At 72.0% G+C, this 17,193-nt stretch carries 22 protein-coding genes; 11 read left to right on the top strand and 11 right to left on the bottom strand.

Annotation, left to right across the window (positions count from 1 at the left end; translation table 11 throughout):
- The first annotated feature begins 6 nt into the window (after positions 1–6).
- Positions 7–1,083, top strand: coding sequence for a LacI family DNA-binding transcriptional regulator (locus tag AC6CCG_RS09585; RefSeq protein ID WP_496654269.1), 1,077 nt, complete (start codon positions 7–9; stop codon positions 1,081–1,083).
- A 14-nt stretch (positions 1,084–1,097) separates the two neighbouring features.
- Here the strand turns inward: AC6CCG_RS09585 and AC6CCG_RS09580 are convergent, their stop codons facing one another.
- On the bottom strand, positions 1,098–1,517 hold the full coding sequence (locus tag AC6CCG_RS09580) for a hypothetical protein (RefSeq protein WP_496654268.1): 420 nt from the start codon (positions 1,515–1,517) through the stop codon (positions 1,098–1,100).
- An 84-nt stretch (positions 1,518–1,601) separates the two neighbouring features.
- Complete coding sequence (locus AC6CCG_RS09575; RefSeq protein ID WP_496654408.1) at positions 1,602–2,030, bottom strand: Hsp20/alpha crystallin family protein; 429 nt, start codon at positions 2,028–2,030, stop codon at positions 1,602–1,604.
- A gap of 124 nt (positions 2,031–2,154) precedes the next feature.
- On the opposite strand from AC6CCG_RS09575, the gene AC6CCG_RS09570 reads away from it, so the two are divergent.
- From AC6CCG_RS09570 to AC6CCG_RS09545, 6 genes are all read left to right on the top strand, one after another.
- Entirely contained in the window at positions 2,155–2,430 is a 276-nt protein-coding gene (locus AC6CCG_RS09570; RefSeq protein ID WP_496654267.1) for a MerR family transcriptional regulator, read from the top strand.
- A 202-nt stretch (positions 2,431–2,632) separates the two neighbouring features.
- Positions 2,633–3,916 carry a sensor histidine kinase gene (locus AC6CCG_RS09565; RefSeq protein ID WP_496654266.1) on the top strand — a complete coding sequence of 428 codons (1,284 nt, stop codon included), beginning with the start codon at positions 2,633–2,635 and terminating at the stop codon, positions 3,914–3,916.
- Positions 3,904–4,554, top strand: coding sequence for a response regulator (locus AC6CCG_RS09560; protein ID WP_496654265.1), 651 nt, complete (start codon positions 3,904–3,906; stop codon positions 4,552–4,554). The genes AC6CCG_RS09565 and AC6CCG_RS09560 overlap by 13 nt, the downstream gene beginning before the upstream one ends.
- A 7-nt stretch (positions 4,555–4,561) precedes the next feature.
- Positions 4,562–5,347 carry a DUF4097 family beta strand repeat-containing protein gene (locus tag AC6CCG_RS09555; protein ID WP_496654264.1) on the top strand — a complete coding sequence of 262 codons (786 nt, stop codon included), beginning with the start codon at positions 4,562–4,564 and terminating at the stop codon, positions 5,345–5,347.
- A 162-nt stretch (positions 5,348–5,509) separates the two neighbouring features.
- Positions 5,510–7,231, top strand: a complete 1,722-nt coding sequence (locus AC6CCG_RS09550) for a DEDD exonuclease domain-containing protein (protein ID WP_496654263.1) — start codon at positions 5,510–5,512, stop codon at positions 7,229–7,231.
- A gap of 43 nt (positions 7,232–7,274) precedes the next feature.
- Entirely contained in the window at positions 7,275–8,036 is a 762-nt protein-coding gene (locus AC6CCG_RS09545) for a class I SAM-dependent methyltransferase (protein WP_496654262.1), read from the top strand.
- Here the strand turns inward: AC6CCG_RS09545 and AC6CCG_RS09540 are convergent.
- The 6 genes from AC6CCG_RS09540 to AC6CCG_RS09515 are packed head-to-tail and all read right to left on the bottom strand — an operon-like array spanning position 8,005 to position 11,444.
- Positions 8,005–8,898: an aminoglycoside phosphotransferase family protein gene (locus tag AC6CCG_RS09540; RefSeq protein WP_496654260.1), complete on the bottom strand. Its 894-nt coding sequence runs from the start codon at positions 8,896–8,898 to the stop codon at positions 8,005–8,007. The two genes, AC6CCG_RS09545 and AC6CCG_RS09540, sit on opposite strands and share 32 nt — an antisense overlap.
- A gap of 48 nt (positions 8,899–8,946) precedes the next feature.
- Positions 8,947–9,174, bottom strand: coding sequence for a DUF1990 family protein (locus tag AC6CCG_RS09535; protein WP_496654259.1), 228 nt, complete (start codon positions 9,172–9,174; stop codon positions 8,947–8,949).
- On the bottom strand, positions 9,171–9,392 hold the full coding sequence (locus tag AC6CCG_RS09530) for a DUF1990 family protein (RefSeq protein WP_496654257.1): 222 nt from the start codon (positions 9,390–9,392) through the stop codon (positions 9,171–9,173). Before AC6CCG_RS09530 ends, AC6CCG_RS09535 begins: the two co-directional genes overlap by 4 nt.
- Positions 9,389–10,069 (bottom strand): TetR/AcrR family transcriptional regulator, encoded by a 681-nt coding sequence (locus tag AC6CCG_RS09525; protein ID WP_496654256.1) that lies wholly within the window; start codon positions 10,067–10,069, stop codon positions 9,389–9,391. Before AC6CCG_RS09525 ends, AC6CCG_RS09530 begins: the two co-directional genes overlap by 4 nt.
- Positions 10,066–10,743, bottom strand: a complete 678-nt coding sequence (locus AC6CCG_RS09520; protein WP_496654255.1) for a DUF4166 domain-containing protein — start codon at positions 10,741–10,743, stop codon at positions 10,066–10,068. The genes AC6CCG_RS09525 and AC6CCG_RS09520 overlap by 4 nt, the downstream gene beginning before the upstream one ends.
- Positions 10,740–11,444 (bottom strand): hypothetical protein, encoded by a 705-nt coding sequence (locus AC6CCG_RS09515; protein WP_496654254.1) that lies wholly within the window; start codon positions 11,442–11,444, stop codon positions 10,740–10,742. The genes AC6CCG_RS09520 and AC6CCG_RS09515 overlap by 4 nt, the downstream gene beginning before the upstream one ends.
- A gap of 181 nt (positions 11,445–11,625) precedes the next feature.
- Between AC6CCG_RS09515 and AC6CCG_RS09510 the strand changes: the two genes are divergently transcribed.
- The 3 genes from AC6CCG_RS09510 to AC6CCG_RS09500 all read left to right on the top strand — a co-directional run bounded on the left by AC6CCG_RS09510 (position 11,626) and on the right by AC6CCG_RS09500 (position 13,184).
- Complete coding sequence (locus AC6CCG_RS09510) at positions 11,626–11,904, top strand: Lrp/AsnC family transcriptional regulator (protein WP_496654253.1); 279 nt, start codon at positions 11,626–11,628, stop codon at positions 11,902–11,904.
- Between the two features lie 3 nt (positions 11,905–11,907).
- Positions 11,908–12,399 (top strand): hypothetical protein, encoded by a 492-nt coding sequence (locus AC6CCG_RS09505; protein ID WP_496654252.1) that lies wholly within the window; start codon positions 11,908–11,910, stop codon positions 12,397–12,399.
- 62 nt (positions 12,400–12,461) lie between these two features.
- Positions 12,462–13,184 carry a hypothetical protein gene (locus tag AC6CCG_RS09500; protein ID WP_496654250.1) on the top strand — a complete coding sequence of 241 codons (723 nt, stop codon included), beginning with the start codon at positions 12,462–12,464 and terminating at the stop codon, positions 13,182–13,184.
- Here AC6CCG_RS09500 and AC6CCG_RS09495 read toward each other — a convergent pair.
- Positions 13,177–14,034 carry a rhomboid family intramembrane serine protease gene (locus AC6CCG_RS09495; RefSeq protein ID WP_496654249.1) on the bottom strand — a complete coding sequence of 286 codons (858 nt, stop codon included), beginning with the start codon at positions 14,032–14,034 and terminating at the stop codon, positions 13,177–13,179. The genes AC6CCG_RS09500 and AC6CCG_RS09495 overlap by 8 nt on opposite strands.
- A gap of 9 nt (positions 14,035–14,043) precedes the next feature.
- Positions 14,044–14,562: a peptidylprolyl isomerase gene (locus AC6CCG_RS09490; RefSeq protein WP_496654248.1), complete on the bottom strand. Its 519-nt coding sequence runs from the start codon at positions 14,560–14,562 to the stop codon at positions 14,044–14,046.
- A 400-nt stretch (positions 14,563–14,962) separates the two neighbouring features.
- Here AC6CCG_RS09490 and AC6CCG_RS09485 point away from each other — a divergent pair, with 400 nt between their 5' ends.
- A complete protein-coding gene (locus AC6CCG_RS09485; protein ID WP_496654247.1) occupies positions 14,963–15,931 on the top strand; it encodes a sunset domain-containing protein in 969 nt (322 codons plus the stop codon).
- Positions 15,932–16,002: 71 nt separating this feature from the next.
- On the opposite strand, the gene AC6CCG_RS09480 is transcribed toward AC6CCG_RS09485, so the two are convergent.
- Positions 16,003–17,142, bottom strand: a complete 1,140-nt coding sequence (locus AC6CCG_RS09480) for an epoxide hydrolase family protein (RefSeq protein WP_496654245.1) — start codon at positions 17,140–17,142, stop codon at positions 16,003–16,005.
- Positions 17,143–17,193 lie beyond the last annotated feature (51 nt).

The raw sequence follows: 17,193 nt of genomic DNA, 5'->3' as shown, positions 1-17,193 counted from the left end.
ACGAACGTGGCGCGCAGGGCTCGGACCGGGCCGAGACGGGTGTCGCAGGCCGACGTGGCCCGCCACGCCGGCGTCTCCCCCGGCATCGTGTCGTCGGTGATCAACGGCCGCGACTACGGCTCGATCCGGGTCAGCGACGCGACCCGGGAGCGGGTCATGGAGGCGGTTCGCGAGCTCGGCTACGTCCCTGACATCGCGGCCCGCAACCTGGCCGGCGGGAGCAGCCGGCTGATCGGCGTGTTCACCTACGAAGCCCTGTTCCCGTTGGGATCGCAGAACTTCTACCACGACTTCCTGGTCGGCATCGAGGAGGCGGCCGACGAGGCCGAGTACCACCTGCTGCTGGTCACCGGCGCCAAGAACGAGGACCACCGGCGCTCCATCTACGCCGGCGGGGTCAACCACCTGCGGCTGGCCGACGGCGGCCTGCTGCTCGGCACCAACGAGAAGACCGACGAGATCGTCCGGCTGGCCGGCGAGGGCTACCCGTTCGTCTTCGTCGGCGAGCGCTCCTTCCCGGGCGTGGAGCTGTCCTACGTCGCCGGCGACTACGTGGGCGGCACCGCAGCCCTGGTCGGCCGGGCCGTCGAGCTCGGGCACCGCCGGATCGCGATGGCCCAGCTGCAGCCGGACGAGCCGATCCCGGCCCGGCAGGCCGGCTTCCTGGCCGGGCGCCGGCAGTACGGTCTCGCAGCCGAGGACTCCCCGCTGCTGCGCGTCTCGGTCGATCCGACGCCGGGCAAGCTCGGCCTGGACGAGTTCCTGACCGAGATCGTCCGGCGCGGCGTCACCGCCGTCATCCTGGAGAACAACGGTTTCGTCGAGCCCTTCGCGGCGGCCGTCCGTGACCGCGGCCTGGACATCCCGGGCGACCTGTCCATGATCGGGCTCGGCGGCACCCAGTTCCGGCCGGAGAACGCGGCCCTGACCGAGCTGAAGATCCCCCGCTACGAGATGGGCGCCGAAGCCGTGCGGCTGCTGCTGCGCCTGATGGCCGACCCGTCCGAGGCCCCGCTGCGGACCCGGCTCAGCTGCGGCATCCTCGAGGGCTCGACCCTCGCCCCGCCGTCGGCCCGGCGCTGAGCGCCCCCCCCGGTTCAGTCCCGGGTCTGCCCGTCGGTCATGGTGCCGGGCTCCTCGTGATCATGGTTGAGGTCGTCGTCGAGTGGGTGCCAGGCGTCGATCAGGCGGCCGGCGTCGGCGACGTGTTCGGTGCCGGGCGGCAGTTCGCCGCGCCCGGCCAGCAGCCGGCGCCACAGTCCGGGGTGCCGATCGCCGTCCAGGGTGATCATGATCTGGCCGCGGATCGGCGCCTCCCGGTGCATGGCGGTCAGGCAGACGTACCGACGGCCGGTCTCCTCGGCGCGCCAGATGATCATGGTCGGCGACGGCAGCAGCCCGGCCCAGGCAATCAGTTCGCCAGGGCTGTCCACGACAACGGACACGTCACCGATGACGTCGAGCTCACGGCTCGCCCGCAGCAGAACGGCGATCTGGTGTGCACGGTTCGATGGCATCGACCCACCTCCACGGAACGCGGCGCGGCAGGCCGGCCCGGAACCTGACCGAGCAGGCCGGGCCGGCCATGCCGTCGTCGATGATCAGGCCGAGATCTCCCGGGTCCGACCCTCGTCACTCGCCGTGATCGAGATCTTGCGCGGCTTGGCCTTCTCCGCGATCGGGATCTCCAATCGCAGGACACCGTTGCGGTAGTCGGCCTTGATCTTGTCCAGGTCGAGGTTGTCGCCCAAGATCAACTGGCGACTGAACACGCCGCGCGGGCGCTCGGCGGCGATCTGCTCGCCGCTCACCTCGACCACCGGCCGCTCCGCCCGGACGGTCAGCACGTTCCGCTCGATGTCGAGGTCGACCGACTCCGGATCCACCCCGGGAAGATCGAACTCGACGTGGAACGTGTCGCCGTCCCGCCAGGCGTCCATCGGCATGAAGGCCGGCCTCGTGGTGGTGCCCAGGATCTGCTGGCTCAACCGGTCCAGCTCACGAAAAGGATCAGTACGCATCAACATCAGATTCACCTCCGTCGTGTCGAGAAATCGATGCGCCTCTGACACCAAATCTGTGGTGACACCACACATTATGATGAGAGGCCAGAAGAGATTCAAGATCCGGATCGACGAACCGACGGAGGCATTGATGGACCCCCAGCGCGGTGTCTTCGGGATCACGGTCGCCGCCGAGCTGAGCGGCACCGGACCGCAGAACCTGCGCGCGTACGAACGCGCCGGGCTCCTGCGACCCGACCGCACCGAGGGCGGCACCCGCCGCTACAGCCACGACGACATCGAACGCCTGCGCCGGATCGCCCAACTCACCGCCGCCGGCCTCAACCTCGCCGGCGTCGCGATGGTCCTCGACCTCCAGGACCAGAACGCCCAGCTGCGCCGGCGCCTCGGCCTCACCGACCCCTGACCCGCCCTCCCGTACCGCCAACTCGTCGCCGAGTGTGACGGAAAGACGCGCTGAAATCGATTTCGAACGGCCGTAGGGTCACACTCGGCGCGCCCGCCGGCCGGGGAGCGGCTCGGCGGCTGACGGGGTCGGGTTAACCGGAGGTCGGGTCGTCGGCCCGCCGGATGGGCTCGGCGGGCCCGAGGTAACTACGCTGCCCAGCGTGGACCGCGTCGCCATCCCCGCCAACCCCGTCCGGGCCTGGGCCTCGCCCGGCCTGTGGCTGGCCGGCGCGACGCTCTGGCTGGACGGGCTGACCGGCCTGCTCGGCCTCGGCCTGCTGCTGCTGTCGGCGATCGGGCTGCTGACCCTGCCGATCGTGGTCGGCTTCCCGCTGTTCGCCCTGCTCGGCCGGCTGCTCTGGCGCCTCGGCGACAGCCAGCGACGGATCCTGCAGACCGGCACCGGGGCCGTGATCGCGCGGCCCGACCCGCCGGCGACGACCTCGGCCTTCCGCGGCGCTTGGGGCTACCTGCGGAACCGGCACACCTGGCGCCAGCTCGGCTACTGGGCGGTCCGGCTGCCGCTCTCCTTCGTCACGCTGATGGGCGTCGTGCTGGCGCTCGCGCTGCCGATCACACTCGGCCTGCTGCCCCTCTACTGGTCCAGCTTCCCGACCCGGTCGGCGTCGGTCGGCCCGGTCACCGTCGACTCGTACTGGGTGGCCGGGCTGGTCAGTACCTGTGCCCTGGCCGCCGGCCTGGTGCTCAGCCCGTTGTTGATCAAGCTGCTGGTCGAGGTCGATCTCACCGTGGCGCGCCGGCTGCTCGGCGGGACGTCGCTGACCCGCCGGGTCGAGGAGCTGACGGTCAGCCGGGCCCGGGTGGTCGACGCGGCCGAGGTGGAGCGGCAGCGGATCGAGCGGGACCTGCACGACGGCGCCCAGCAGCGGCTGATCGCGGTCGCGGTGGCGATCGGTCGCGCGAAGGTACGGCTGCGCGCGGCCGGTGACGACGCCGACCCGGAGGTGCTCCGGCTGCTCAACCAGGCCCACGCCGACGCCAAGACCGCGATCACCGAGCTGCGCGACCTGACCCGCGGGCTGCATCCGCCGGTGCTCACCGACCGCGGCCTGGACGCGGCGCTGTCGGCACTGGCCGGCCGGCTGCCGATCCCGGCCGAGATCACCGTCGCGCCCGATCTGACCGGTGACCGGCGGCCGCCGGCGGCGATCGAGTCGGCCGCCTACTTCGTGGTCAGCGAGGCACTGACCAACGCCGCCAAGCACTCCGGTGCTTCCAAGATCACGGTACGGATCAGCCGCCTCGGCGCGGACCGGATGGTGGTCGAGGTGATCGACGACGGCCGCGGCGGCGCCCGGTTCTCGGCCGGCGGCGGCCTGGCCGGCCTGGCCGGGCGGGTCCAGGGGATCGACGGGACCTTCACGGTCGACAGCCCGCCGGGCGGACCGACCATGATCAGAGCGGAGTTGCCATGCGGGTCGTGATCGCCGAGGACTCGGTGCTGCTGCGCGAGGGCGTACGGCATCTGCTGACCGACGCCGGCGCCGAGGTGATCGCCGCGGTCGAGGACGCCGAGCAGCTGCTCCGGGCCGTCGACCATGATCAACCGGATGTCTGCGTCGTCGACGTACGGATGCCGCCGACGTTCCTCGACGAGGGGCTGCGGGCCGCGCTGGTGATCAGGCAGCGGTGGCCCGAGATCGGCGTCCTGGTGCTCTCGCAGTACGTCGAGGAGCGGTACGCCACCGAGCTGATCGGTAACCGGACCGAAGGGGTCGGCTACCTGCTCAAGGACCGGGTGGCCGAGGTCGAGGAGTTCATCGAGTCGGTGCAGCGGGTCGCCGCCGGGGGCACCGCGATCGACCCCGAGGTGATCAAGCAACTGCTGGCCCGGAGCCGGCGGGCCGACCCGATCGCCGCACTGTCGCCGCGGGAGCGGGAGGTGATCGCGGCGATGGCCGAGGGCCGTTCCAACGCGGGCATCGCCGAGCTGCTGGTGATCGGCCCGGCCGCGGTGGAGAAGCACATCTCGAGCATCTTCAGCAAGCTCGGGCTGAACCCCGACGGCGGCGAGCACCGCCGGGTGCTGGCCGTACTGCGCTACCTCGGCGTCACAGGATGATGACCTGATGAGCGAGACGGCGACCACCATGATCACACCGGCCCGGCGCCGGATGTTGATCATCGTGCTGCCGCTGCTGGCGTTGAGCGTCGTGCTCGCGGCGCTGAACATCAGTCAGGACGTGCTGCCCGGCACCCGGCCGTACGAGTTCAGCACCGAGCTCGCCGCCGCACCGACGGTCACCGTGGACGCCGGGCGGCAGGGAGTTGATCTTGATCTGCGGACCGGGCCGGCCGGCCGGATCCGGGTCTACGGCAGCGGCAGCCACAGCGGGGACCAGCCGCGGATCGAGGTGGCGCCGGACGGCAGCCGGGTCGACGCCGACTGCCCTGCCTCGTCCTCGTACGACTGCGAACTGGAACTGTCGGTCGAGGTCCCGGAGGGCACCACGGTGATCGCGACGAACCGTACCGGCCCGATCGAGGTGCAGGGCTTCGACGGCAGTCTGCGGCTGAGCACCCGGGACGGGCAGATCCAGATCTCTGACGCCGCGGGACCGATCGAGGCCGAGAGCGACAACGGCCGGATCCTGGTCGAGGACTCGTCGGCGCGGTCGGTGACGGCCAGGACCCGCAACGGCGAGATCTCGCTCGAGGTACGCCAGCCCGACGACGTGGTCGCCGCCACGGCGAACGGCACCATCGCGATCGACCTCGGCCCCTGCCTGCCGTACGCGGTCGAGGTGGACGCCGAGGACGAGGCGATCATCACCGTGCCCACCGACCCGCGCGCCCCGCGCACCGTGACGGCACGAGCGACCCACGGCAGCGTGTTCGTCGAGTGCGGCGGCTGACCCCGCCCACGTCCCACTGGTCACTCCCGCCACATGTTTTTCACGTTAACGTGAAAAACCGGCGCTTTGCCACGGTAACTTCTCGCGTGAAGCGACAGGAAGTGTGGTGAAGTCGGAGACCGGACATCCGGGAATGTCAGTCGTGTGATTTAGCGTCGTGCCATGGCCCAGGGAGCGGTGGCGCGGGACGTGATGGCGGCACAGCCGTCGTTCGACGAGCTCGGCACGCCGCTGCCCGCAGTCACGTTCTGCGTGGTCGACCTGGAGACGACCGGGAGCACCGACGCGGACGCGATCACCGAGATCGGCGCGGTCAAGGTGCGCGGCGGCGAGGTGCTCGGCGAGTTCCAGACGCTGGTCAATCCGCGGTCGGCGATCCCGGCGCTGATCCAGGTGCTGACCGGGATCACCAACCGGATGGTCGCCGAGGCGCCCCGGCTGGCCCAGGTGCTGCCCTCGTTCCTGGCCTTCGCCGACGGCTGCGTGCTGGTGGCCCACAACGCGCCGTTCGATCATGGCTTCCTGCGCCGGGCCTGCGCCGAGCTCGACTACCCGGCACCGCGCTGGCTGGTGCTGGACACCGCGGCGATGGCCCGGCAGATCCTGCTCGCCGACGAGGTGCCGAACTGCCGATTGGCCACGCTGGCCCGGCACTTCCGCTCCCCCACCACACCGAACCACCGGGCGCTGACCGACGCCCAAGCCACGGTCGACGTGCTGCACGGGCTGATCGAGCGGGTCGGCAACCTCGGCGTGCACACGATCGAGGACCTGCGCGAGTTCAGCCGCAAGGTGTCGCCGGGCCGCCGGGCCAAGCGGTCCTGGGCCAGCGACCTCCCGGACGCGCCGGGCGTCTACCTGTTCGTCGCGGAGCACGGCGACGACCGGCAGGTGCTCTACGTCGGCAAGTCGGTCAACATCCGGCGCCGGGTCCGGACCTACTTCACCGCGTCCGAGTCGCGGCGCCGGATGGACGAGATGGTCCGGGTGGCGACCGGCGTCGAGGCGGTCGAGTGCGCGACGGCGCTGCAGGCCGAGGTGTGCGAGCTGCGGCTGATCGCGACCCATGCGCCGCGCTACAACCGGCGGTCCAAGTTCCCGGAGCGGCAGCACTGGATCAAGATCACGACCGAGCCGTTCCCGCGGCTGTCGCTGGTCCGCACGGTCCGGGACGACCAGGCCAGCTACTTCGGCCCGTTCCGGCAGCGGCAGTCGGCGAACGACGCGATGCTGGCGCTCTACGACGGGTTCCCGATCCGGCAGTGCGCGACCCGGATCACCCTGGCCCAGACCTCGCCGTCCTGCGCGCTGGCCGAGCTGGGCCGGTGCAGTTCGCCGTGTGACGGGCGGATCAGCCGGGCCGACTACGACCGGATCGTCGATCAGGTCAGGTCCGCGCTGAGCGACGACGTCCGGCCGGCCGTGGCGGCGCTGCAGCACCGGTTGCGCCGGCTGGTCAGCCAGCAGCGGTACGAGGAGGCGGCCACCATCCGGCATCGGCTGGCGACGCTGACCCGCACCGGCCGGCGCTACCACCGGGTCAACAGCATCGCCGGTTGCGCCCAGATCGTCGCCGCCCGCCGGGTCGAGCAGAACTGGGAGATCCACGTGATCCGGCACGGCCGGCTGGCCGGGGCGGCCCTGGCCAGGCCGCATGAGGTGCCGCAGGCGGTGGCCCGGGCCTGCGTCGCAACCGCCGAGACCGTGGCGCCGCCGATCGGTCCGCTGCCGGCCGCCGGGATCGAGGAGGCGGAGCGGGTCGCCGACTGGCTGGAGCAGCCCGGGGTGCGGATCATCGAGATCGAGGGTGACTGGTCCTGGCCGCTGCACGGGGTGCTGACCGACGAGCGGCTGCCCGAGCTGCTGGACGTCCTGCCGAGCTGAAAAGGCGTTGTCCGGCCGTCCGCGGCTGGGCAGGATCGGCGGCATGCGTACGTACGAGGAACTCGTCGCGGAGGCGGCCCAGGCCGACGTGACGGGCTGGAGCTTCGACTGGCTCGACGGCCGGGCCACCGAGGAGCGGCCGCCGTGGGGCTATGCCCGGCTGCTCGCCGACCGGCTGGGCCGGGTGGCGAGCGCGCTCGATCTGGACACCGGCGGCGGCGAGGTGGTCGGCGAGGCACCGCGGTTCCCGGCCCGGATGGCCGTGACCGAGGCCTGGCCGCCCAACGTCGAACGCGCCCGGGCGCTGCTCGGGCCGCGCGGCGTCGAGGTCCACCCCACGGAGCAGGGCGGGCCGCTGCCGTTCCCGGACGGGGCGTTCGAGCTGGTCACCTCCCGGCACCCGATCCGGCCGGACTGGCCGGAGATCCACCGGGTGCTGGCGCCGGGCGGCCGGTACTTCGCCCAGCACGTCGGGCCGAAGTCGGTGGTCGAGCTGAGCGAGTTCTTCCTCGGCCCGCTGCCGGGTGCGACGGACGGACGCGATCCCGCGATCGAACGGGCCGCGGCCGAGCAGGCCGGGCTGACGATCACGGACCTGCGCACCGCGCGCTGCCGGATGGAATTCCTCGATGTCGGCGCGGTGGTCTGGATCCTGCGCAAGTGCGTCTGGTGGGTGCCCGACTTCTCCGTCGAGAAGTACGAGGCGGAGTTGCGCCGGATGGACGCCCTGATCCGGGACCGCGGCTCGTTCGTGGCCCACTCGACCCGGCACCTCATCGAGGCGACACGGCCAGCAAGTCGTTGATCACGACGGCGGCGTCCATCGCATCGCCGCCGAGCCCGACCTCGCCCCGGTCCGCGTACCAGAGCGCACCCTCGACCAGCCGGGCGAGACACCAGGCCAGCAGCCGGTCCGGGGGCACCTGGACGATCTCGGCCACCAGCTCGACCCGCTCGCGCAGCACCGGCGCCGGGTCGGGGTGAGTGAACGGGTCGTCCACCTGGAGCAGCAACGGACTGAAGTCGTAACCGGGGTCACCGATCATCGGCTTCGGATCGATGATCATCCAGGAGTCGTCGGCGGCGGACAGCACGTTGCCCGGGTTGAAGTCGCCGTGCACGAAGACCTCGCGGTCGCTGCCGGCCGGCAGCGTGCGCAGCAGCTCGACGCCGCGGGCGATCGGGTTCCGGTCGTACGGCGGCGCCAACCGACGCACCCGATCCTCGACCAGGTCGGCCCACTCGGCGGTCACGTCGGCCAACGACTCCACCGCGAACTCCAGCGGCGGGATCCCGTGCCGCCAGACCCGGGCCAGCAGCCCGGCAGCGACCGCCAGCTTGGCCCGCGGCGGAAGGTCGGCGGCGGTCAACGGCACACCCGGCCGGCAGCGCTCGAGCAGCAGTGCAAGGTCCTCGGGCGCATACCGGAGCAGCCGGACCGCGCCGTCCCCGTCCCACCAGCGCAGCGCCGCCGCCTCGCCGCGCGCCTCCCGGTGCGGCAACGACAGCTTCAACACCACCTCCTGCCCGTCGGCGGTGGTCGCCGCAACCACGTGAGCCGCGCTACCGCCCGCGAACGGCTCACCAAGATCAAGTTCCCACCGGTCGGCGTAGCGGGCGACGAGCTCGGGAACCCGCTGCCGCCACTCGGCCTCCGTCTGAAGCACCTCCACAGGCTAGGCGAGCCGCGGTGCTGCGGGTCGCGACCATGATCGTCACGGAACCACGAGCGCGCGCAGGTAGCGGCGGCGTACGACGAGTTGGGCGAGGCGCACCAGCGGGTACAGCGCTCGCCAGGGCTGGTGCGGCGCCGGCCGGGTGATCGAGCGAATCGTCAGCCGTACCTGCGAGCCGTCGCGTTCGAGCAGGAAGGTCTCCTCGCCGGACAGCGGGTGCGCCGGCAGCGTCCGGTACGAAAAGCCGACCCGGTCCGGCTCGGTCACGACGGCGACCACCTGACCGGCTCGACCACGACGAACCCGAGCAGCCGGGCCGTCACCGTGACCCGCCGGCCGGGCGTCACCGGGCGATCGTCGTCGACCCGGAAGCCGCTCGCCGTCTTCACCCGCCAGAGCAGCAACTCCGCGGCGGCGCGGGCCCAGATCGCGTCGCCGGTCCCGATCACGGTGGTCGCCTCGGCCCGCCGCCCGGTGTTGATCATGGCCGACGCCACGGCTCCGGGCCGGCCTTGCCGCTCTTCCGCAGGCCGCGGCGCAGCGCCGCGGTGATCGCCTTGCGCACGACCGGGCTGCGGTCGTCCAGCAGGGCCGCCAGCGCGGCCAGTTGATCAAGGGCCGCGAACGCGGTGGCGCTGCCGTCCGGGTCGACGCCGTCGTACAGCTCGAGGCCGATGAACGACGCCGCGACGGCCCGGGACAGCCCGGCTGGATCAACCAGCCCGGCCAGCGGGGTGTCCGCGATCAACCGGGCCGCGACGGCCTCGATCTCCTCGATCCAGAGCCGCAGACCGGCCGCGGTCGCCGGGCCGAGCTGCGGGTTCGTCTGCGCGCCGGCCAGCAGCTGGGCCAGCACCCGGACGTTGCCGTCCGCCTGTTCCTCGGCGTGGATGGCCCGGCCGAGGTCGAGCAGTTCGGCCAGCGAGCCGACCCCGGCCAGCCGGTCCCGGTAGCGGGCGACGCGCCGCTCGGCGGCGTGCTGGCAGGCGGCGGCGAGGAGAGCGTCGACGGTGCCGAAGTGGTAGAAGATCAGTGCCTGGTTGACGCCGGCGGCGGCCGCGATGGTGCGCGCCGATGTCTTCGCGATCCCCTGCTCGGTCAGGCAGGTCAGGGTGCCGGCGAGCAGCCGCTCCCGCGTCGCGGCGGTCCTCGACTCGTTCACACCCGGGCCTCCTCTCGTACGGGACGGAGCCGGCCCGGTGCCTCGGCGACCCGGACGAACTCGGCGTCGAACGTACCGTGATAGCCGAACAGCGGGCCGAACCGCCGGTTCACCACCCGCACCCGGATCCGGAACCGACCGGTCGCGTCGTCGAACGACTCCCGCACCTCGGCCTCGCCGCCGATCAGGTCCGGCACCCGCAGGTCGACCGGGCCCTCCCGGAACCGGTGCTCGCCCGACCGGATCAGCAATGATCCGTCGGGTTCGGCGCTGAGGTGCAGGTCGCTGGCCAGGTGCTGGTGGGTGCCGAGGTAGTCGACGATGCAGCCGCGGACCGGGCTGTGGATCATCGTCGCGTCCCAGTGCCGCTCGCGCCCGCCGGGAAAGCTGAAGGTGCGGGCGAAGGTGACGGTCTCGCGGCCGTACCGGTCGCGATAGGGGAAGTTCTCGATCCGGAACGGGACGCCCGCGCCGACCTGCGGGACCAGGATGTGCCGGGTCGCGCCGAGGGCGAGGAACGGCCGGACGAAGCCGCGGCCGTGCCAGACCTGCTCCATCACGCCACGGCCGATGCAGGCCTCGCCGCTGTCCAGGCCGACCGAGAAACGCCGCTGCAGTTGCGGGTGCAGCCGGTCGAAGTCGGATCCGAGGGCCTTGCGGAAGATCGAGGTCATGCTCGCTCCTTCGTGGCGCGGTCCGCGGGCCGGCACCGGCAGCGCCCCGCGTGGTAGTGGCAGCGCCGGGCCGCCGGCGTGGTCGGCAGTGGCGGCAGGCCGATCGCCGCCGCAGCCAGGATCAGCGGGTACGGCGAGCGCAGCGCGAAGGCGAGGCCGACCGCCAGCGCCACCGCCGCGGCGCGGACCGCGACCTCCGCCCAGGCCTGCCGCAGTGCTCGCTCCGGCGGGATCCCGCGCTCGCACCAGAGCCGCAGCCGGTCGAACGACCAGGCCGTGGCCCAGGCCATCAGCGGCCGGAACAGCAGCCGGTCCACCCAGCGGCCGGGTCGGCCCCAGCGCGGCCGGTAGTCGTAGCCGGTGCGGAACCGGACCGTGCCGCCGTCCGGCTGGTAGCGCCAGTAGCCCTGGCCGGTCCGGATCGGGCAGCACGGGTGGGGTGAGGCGAACCGGAGCACCGAGATCGCGCCGCCGTCGCGGTGCCGCCGGTCCGCGGCCGTGACGCCGGTGCCGGCGATCACCAGGCCGGGGACGACCCGGGTGGCGTAGCGGAACCGCTGCGGCGCCCCGGGCCCGTCCTTCGGCAGGTACGTGATCGAGCCGAACCGCAGATCCCAGCGCTGGTGCTGGTCCGGTCGCTGGGTCCGCTGCCAGAGCAGGTCCAGCTCGGTCGCGATCCCGGTCTCCACGAAGAGCCCCATGCCGCCTCCCTTCCGTACGCCTTGAGCGATCGCTCAACCAGAGCCTAACACGGCAATTGAGCAGTCGCTCAAGATGTCGGTCACCGGGCGGAACACCCGCCGGCAGGCCCGTGGCGGCTCCCGTCGATGGGCCGGTCCCCACTAGGCTGAGCCGCATGCCGACTTCGCCCGAGGAGCGCCGATGGTGACCGCGATCGTCTTCGTCAAGGCCGATGTGGCCCGGATCCCCGAGGTGGCCGAGGAGCTCGCCGCGCTCGACGGGGTCAGCGAGGTCTATTCGGTGACCGGGCAGATCGACCTGATCGCGATCGTCCGGGTCCGCGACCACGACGAGATCGCCCGGGTCGTCGCCGACCGGCTGAACAAGGTGGCCGGCGTACAGAGCACGGAGAGCCACATCGCGTTCCGCAGCTACTCCAAGCACGACCTCGATTCGGCCTTCGCGCTGGGCACCGACTGAGCGATGGCGAACCAGCAGCCGCCGGAGCCCTGGTCCTGGAACCTGCCGCAGTCACCGCAGCAGCAGCCTCCGCCTCCGCAGCAGCAGCCTCCGCCTCCGCAGCAGCAACACCAGCCGCCGCAACCGCGTCGACAGCGGGCGCCGGAGCAGCGGGCACCGGAGCAACAGGCAGCCAGCGGTCCGCCGCCGGTCCAGGCTCCGCCCTCCCCCGGCACGCAGCAAGCACAACCACAGGCCGCGGCGGAACGGCTCGACCTCGGCGGGCCGGCCGTCGCCACGGAGGAGGCGCCCGCGCCCGAACCGGCCTCCGCGCCGGCCGCAGCGCCCGGTACCGGCCCGGTCGCGGATCCGGTGCCGTGGCTGCCGACGCGCGTGTTGTTGATCATCACCGCGATCGCCGTCGTCGCCCTGATCGTCACCGTCGGCGTGATCCTGGCCCTCTGGCTGACCCCGCCGATGCAGCCGCTGAACGTACCCACGGTTCCGGCCGGCTGAACCTTCGAAACGGTGGCGTTCGCCTCTGGTGACCGCCGGTCCGGCGGCCCTATCGTCCGGTCATGGCGGGCGGACGGCGGGTCGCGGTCTGGCCGGCGGTGCTGATCGCGCTGGGCGTCGAGGCCGCCGGGCTGACGGCCGTGGCGGTGGCCAGCTACCTGACCGAGGCCGACACCGGCCTGTTGCGCTGGGTGCTGCCGGCCGTGGTCGCGTTCGGCTTCGCGATGATCAAGATCGGCATCGACCTGAACCGGCCCGAGCCCCCGCGGCCGCGGGGAGCCAGGCCGCCGGTGCGGCGCGGCCGGTCGGTGGGCGTCGCGGTCCTGGTCCTGGTGCTGCTGGCCGGCACCGGTGTGGCCGTCGGGCTGGGTCTGCGGACCGGCTTCCAGTTCCTGACCGCGACCCAGGACGGCGTCGACCGGCTCGCCGAGCCGGTGGCGGTCGAACGGTCAGGGCTCGAGTTCGAGGTACGGGAGGTGATCGTCACCCGCGACTTCACCCGGGTCCGGCTCGCCGTGACGAACCGGACCGGCAACACCGTGGACCTGCCGCTCTACCGGAACTGCCTGCTGACCGCGGGCGACACGACGGCCGAGGCGAGTTCGCTGCCGCTGCGCAGCCGCTGGAGCGAGACCGTACCGGTGGGTGTGACGGTGACCGGCGTGATCGTCTTCACCGCCCCGCTGCCGGCCGGAGCGGACGAGGCCGCGCTGAGCTTCGGCACCGTCTTCCGGCACGGCTTCGACGGACCGGAGTCGGTCTCGCTCACGCTCCCGCTCAGCTGAACAGGACGAACTTGGCCGCGATCGCCACCAGGCAGGCCGCCGCGATGCTGCCGAGGCCGATCGCCTGCCAGGTGCCACGGCGGTCCCGTGGCGCGTAGGCGATCGTCGCGCCGGCGATCGCGCCGACCACGATCCCGCCGATCAGGCCGATCCAGCCGAAGTACGCGAACGAGACCAGGATGTTCAGCAGCACCAGCAGGACCAGCAGGGTGATGTCGGGCCGGATGTCCTCGCCGGTGCGTCGCTTGAAGATCGCGTTCGCGCCGAGCAGGCCGACCAGGGCGGTCGTCGACCCGGCGAACCCGTAGTTGGTCGGCGCGAGCAGGTAGAGCACGGTCGCGCCGCCCAGCCCGGCGATCAGGTAGAGCGCCGCGAACCGGACCGGCCCCAGCTCCGATTCCAGGCTGCGGCCGGCCATCCAGAGCACCAGCAGGTTCATCAGCAGGCCCAGGATCGCGAAGAACGACCCGGAGCCCGTGGTGATCAGCCCGTACGTCAGCAGCCGCCAGAACTGGCCCAGTTCGATGTAGAAGCCCCCCATCTCGAGAAGCCCCGAGACCAGGCCACCGGTCGGCATGTCGAGCAGGAAGGTCGCGACCAGGATGCCCATCAGCACCTTCGTCACGATCCCGCCGCCGGCGCGCAGGTTGGCACCGAACAGCGTCCGCGGCGCTCGACTGGTCTGCTGCCCGGCGTTGACGCAGCGCGGGCACTGGAAGCCGACCGACGCGGGGTTCATGCACTCGCCGCAGATCGGCTTCTTGCAGCGCTGGCAGCGAATGCCGGTCGGCCGGTCCGGATGCCGGTAACAGACCGGATCGGCCGGCGCGGTGAAGTCGGGTCCGGCCACCTATCGGTCCTACCCGCTGATCTCGACCGACTCGATGACGACCGGCTCGACCGGGCGGTCCAGCCGGCCGGTGGCGACCTTGCCGATGGCGTCCACGACGTCGCGGCCGGCCTGGTCGGCGACCTCGCCGAAGATCGTGTGCTTGCGGTTCAGGTGCGGCTGAGCGCCGGTGGTGATGAAGAACTGGGAGCCGTTGGTGCCGGGGCCGCGGTTGGCCATCGCGAGCAGGTACGGCCGGTTGAACTGCAGCTCCGGGTGGATCTCGTCGCCGAACTCGTAGCCGGGGCCGCCGGTGCCGGTGCCGAGCGGGCAGCCGCCCTGGATCATGAAGCCGTCGATGACGCGGTGGAAGGTCAGGCCGTCGTAGTAGCGGCCGGTCGTCTTCTGCCCGGACTCCGGGTCGACGTACTCCTGGGTCCCGTTGGAAAGGCCCACGAAGTTCTGCACAGTCTTCGGCGCGTGGTCACCGAACAGGTTCAGCGTGATGTCGCCGTGGTTGGTGTGCAGGATGGCGGTCTGCTGCGGCACGGAATGGCCCCTTCGTCTGGTCGTCGTCTGATGTCGCGTGCGCCATCCTGTCATGCCTCGCCAAGCGCCTACCTCACACCGCCGGGTTCTGACCACCGGCCAGTGGGTAACGGTACGGTGTAGAGATGCTCCGGACAGGAGCTGTAGGTGACCCAACGGAGGAATCGTGAAGCGCAAGAATTCCGACCGCGTGGAAGCCGCCCGAAAGCTGGTTGCACCAGCCGCCGACGATGCGATTCACGCGGCCGCTGACCGACTTGGACCGCTGGTCCACACTGCAGCCGATCGAGTAGGGCCGCTCGCGCAGTCAGCCGCAGACAGAGTTGGGCCGCTGGCCCAGTCTGCCGCCGAACGGGTGACACCCCTCGCCCAGTCGGCATTCGAGCGGGTCAATCCGTACGTGGAGCAGGCTGTCGAACGTGTCGGACCGTACGCTGCGGAGGCCAAGAAGCGCGGGGCCAAGGCCGCGCATGACGCTGTGGAGAAGTTCGGCCCGCGGCTCGACGAGGCGCTGGAGCGGGTCTCACCGGCCGTGGAGGCCGCACGTCTGCGGATGAACGAGGAGTTGCTGCCGAAGCTGACCGAGGCGCTCAACGCCGCCGCCGGCAGCCCGGTGGTCGTCGAGGCGGGCAAGCGGGGCCGCGCCGTGGTGGAGGCCGCCAAGGGTGAGCTGGAGCCGATCAAGGAACAGAAGGCCAAGAAGAAGGGCCGCTGGATCAAGCGGATCGCGATCGTCGCGGTCGTCGCCGGAGTCGCCGCGGTCGTGGTGAAGAAGCTGCTGGGCAGCTCGGACCAGGGCTGGCAGGCGGCCCGGCCGTCGGCTCCGTACGCGCCGACGCCGCCCACGCCCAGCTCGCCGTGGTCGGAGCCGGCCGGCTCCGCGGCCAACGGGCACCGCCCCGCCGCCGCGGACACGACGCCGGTGAACGGGACCGGGCCGGTGGGCGTCGCCGACGACTCGCCGACCGAGGAGATCGCCGCCGTCACCGACGAGCCGGCCGACGTCCCCGCGACCGAGAGCATCTCGACCGACGACACCGCCGGCAGCACGGTCCCGGAGCCCGCCGAGCCGGGCGACCCGGGCTACGCCGAACCCTCGGCGGAGACCGCGGCCGCGGATGCCGTGGCCGAGGTGGCCGACTCGGAGACCGACGCCGAGCCGGCGGATGCCGCGCTGCGCGCCAAGTACAACGGCGAGGGCGTCTACGTCGGCGCCGAGCCGCCGGCCGGGTTCACCATCAAGGGCAACGAGCGCTCGATGAAGTACCACCTGCCCGAGGCGGCCGGCTACAACCGGACCATCGCCGAGGTGTGGTTCAACAGCGAGGAGGCGGCCCAGGCCGCCGGATTCGTCCGCGCCCAGCGGTGACCTGCGGTTCCTGACAGACGGCGAACGCGCCGGCGGATCTCCGCCGGCGCGTTTCGTCGTTCCGGGCCGGTTCAGTCCAGCATCGCCGCGAAGGCGCGCAGGTCCCGGATCAGCAGGTCGGGCGCCTCCATCGCGGCGAAGTGCCCGCCGCGGTCGTACTCGGTCCAGCGGATCACCGTGTTCTGCCGCTCGGCGATCGCCCGGATGCTGGTGCCGCTCGGGAACACCGCGATCCCGGTCGGCACGCCGGAGTTCGCCGGCTCCGCGCCCCACACCGCGGACTCCTTGTAGAGCGCCATCGACGAGCCGATCGTGCCGGTGAACCAGAGGATGCTGATCTCGGTCAGCAGCCGGTCGCGGTCCATCGCCTGCTCGGGCAGCTCCTTGGCCGGGTCGATGTAGGTGTGCACGATGTCGATCACCCAGGACAGCAGGCCGGCCGGCGAGTCGTTCAGGCCGTTGGCCAGGGTCTGCGGCCTGGCGTGGATCCCGGAGTAGGCCGAGGTGTCCTTGCTCCCCCACTCCTGCAGCCTGGCCAACCGTTCCTGGTCCCGCTCGTCGTAGCCCGTGCCGTCCTCGTCCGGGCCCGGGATCGTGATCGGGTCGTTGACGTGCACCCCGGCCACGTGGTCGGTGTCGATCCGGCCCAGCTGCGGGGCGATGAACGAGCCGGCGTCGCCACCGTGGGCGAGGTAGCGGTCGTAGCCGAGCCCGGCCATCAACTGGGCCAGCAGTTCCGCCGATCGTTCGATGGCCCCCGCCCCGGCGCTCCGGTGCGGCCCGGAGAACCCGAAGCCCGGCAGGGTCGGGATGACCAGGTGGAACGACGGCCCGCCACCGTGCCGCGCCGGATCGGTCAACGGCTCGATCAAGGCCGAGAAGTCGGCGAACGGCCAGCCGTGGATCAGCAGCAGCAGCGGCGTCGCGTCCGGGTCGGCCGAGCGGATGTGCCGGACGTGCAGCCGGGTGCCGTCGAGCTCGGTCAGGAACTGCGGGTGAGCGTTCAGCCGGGCCTCGGCGGCCCGCCAGTCGAACCCGGTCCGCCAGTAGTCGGCCAGGTCCTTCAGGTACGAGGTCGGGGTGCCGTAGCCCCAGCCGACGTCGGCCAGCTCGGCCGGCCGGCGGGTGGCGGCGAGCCGTGCCGCCAGGTCGTCCAGGTCGGCCTGGGGGATCTCGATCCGGTACGGGCTGAACTCGGTCGGCTTCGTCATGATCACGACCCTAGGAGTCCTTCAGGACGGATGCTGTCCTGAGTTCCGGAC

Source organism: Microlunatus sp. YIM B11417, assembly GCF_059617205.1.
This window is presented reverse-complemented; position numbering and strand designations above follow the sequence as displayed.

What these genes read in the sequence shown, in the direction of transcription:
- AC6CCG_RS09580 (WP_496654268.1), bottom strand. Translation starts at nt 1,517, where the DNA reads ATGCCATCGAACCGTGCACACCAGATCGCCGTTCTGCTGCGGGCGAGC.
- AC6CCG_RS09570 (WP_496654267.1), top strand. Translation starts at nt 2,155, where the DNA reads ATGGACCCCCAGCGCGGTGTCTTCGGGATCACGGTCGCCGCCGAGCTG.
- AC6CCG_RS09560 (WP_496654265.1), top strand. Translation starts at nt 3,904, where the DNA reads ATGCGGGTCGTGATCGCCGAGGACTCGGTGCTGCTGCGCGAGGGCGTA.
- AC6CCG_RS09555 (WP_496654264.1), top strand. Translation starts at nt 4,562, where the DNA reads ATGAGCGAGACGGCGACCACCATGATCACACCGGCCCGGCGCCGGATG.
- AC6CCG_RS09550 (WP_496654263.1), top strand. Translation starts at nt 5,510, where the DNA reads ATGGCCCAGGGAGCGGTGGCGCGGGACGTGATGGCGGCACAGCCGTCG.
- AC6CCG_RS09545 (WP_496654262.1), top strand. Translation starts at nt 7,275, where the DNA reads ATGCGTACGTACGAGGAACTCGTCGCGGAGGCGGCCCAGGCCGACGTG.
- AC6CCG_RS09530 (WP_496654257.1), bottom strand. Translation starts at nt 9,392, where the DNA reads ATGATCAACACCGGGCGGCGGGCCGAGGCGACCACCGTGATCGGGACC.
- AC6CCG_RS09520 (WP_496654255.1), bottom strand. Translation starts at nt 10,743, where the DNA reads ATGACCTCGATCTTCCGCAAGGCCCTCGGATCCGACTTCGACCGGCTG.
- AC6CCG_RS09515 (WP_496654254.1), bottom strand. Translation starts at nt 11,444, where the DNA reads ATGGGGCTCTTCGTGGAGACCGGGATCGCGACCGAGCTGGACCTGCTC.
- AC6CCG_RS09510 (WP_496654253.1), top strand. Translation starts at nt 11,626, where the DNA reads ATGGTGACCGCGATCGTCTTCGTCAAGGCCGATGTGGCCCGGATCCCC.
- AC6CCG_RS09505 (WP_496654252.1), top strand. Translation starts at nt 11,908, where the DNA reads ATGGCGAACCAGCAGCCGCCGGAGCCCTGGTCCTGGAACCTGCCGCAG.
- AC6CCG_RS09500 (WP_496654250.1), top strand. Translation starts at nt 12,462, where the DNA reads ATGGCGGGCGGACGGCGGGTCGCGGTCTGGCCGGCGGTGCTGATCGCG.
- AC6CCG_RS09480 (WP_496654245.1), bottom strand. Translation starts at nt 17,142, where the DNA reads ATGACGAAGCCGACCGAGTTCAGCCCGTACCGGATCGAGATCCCCCAG.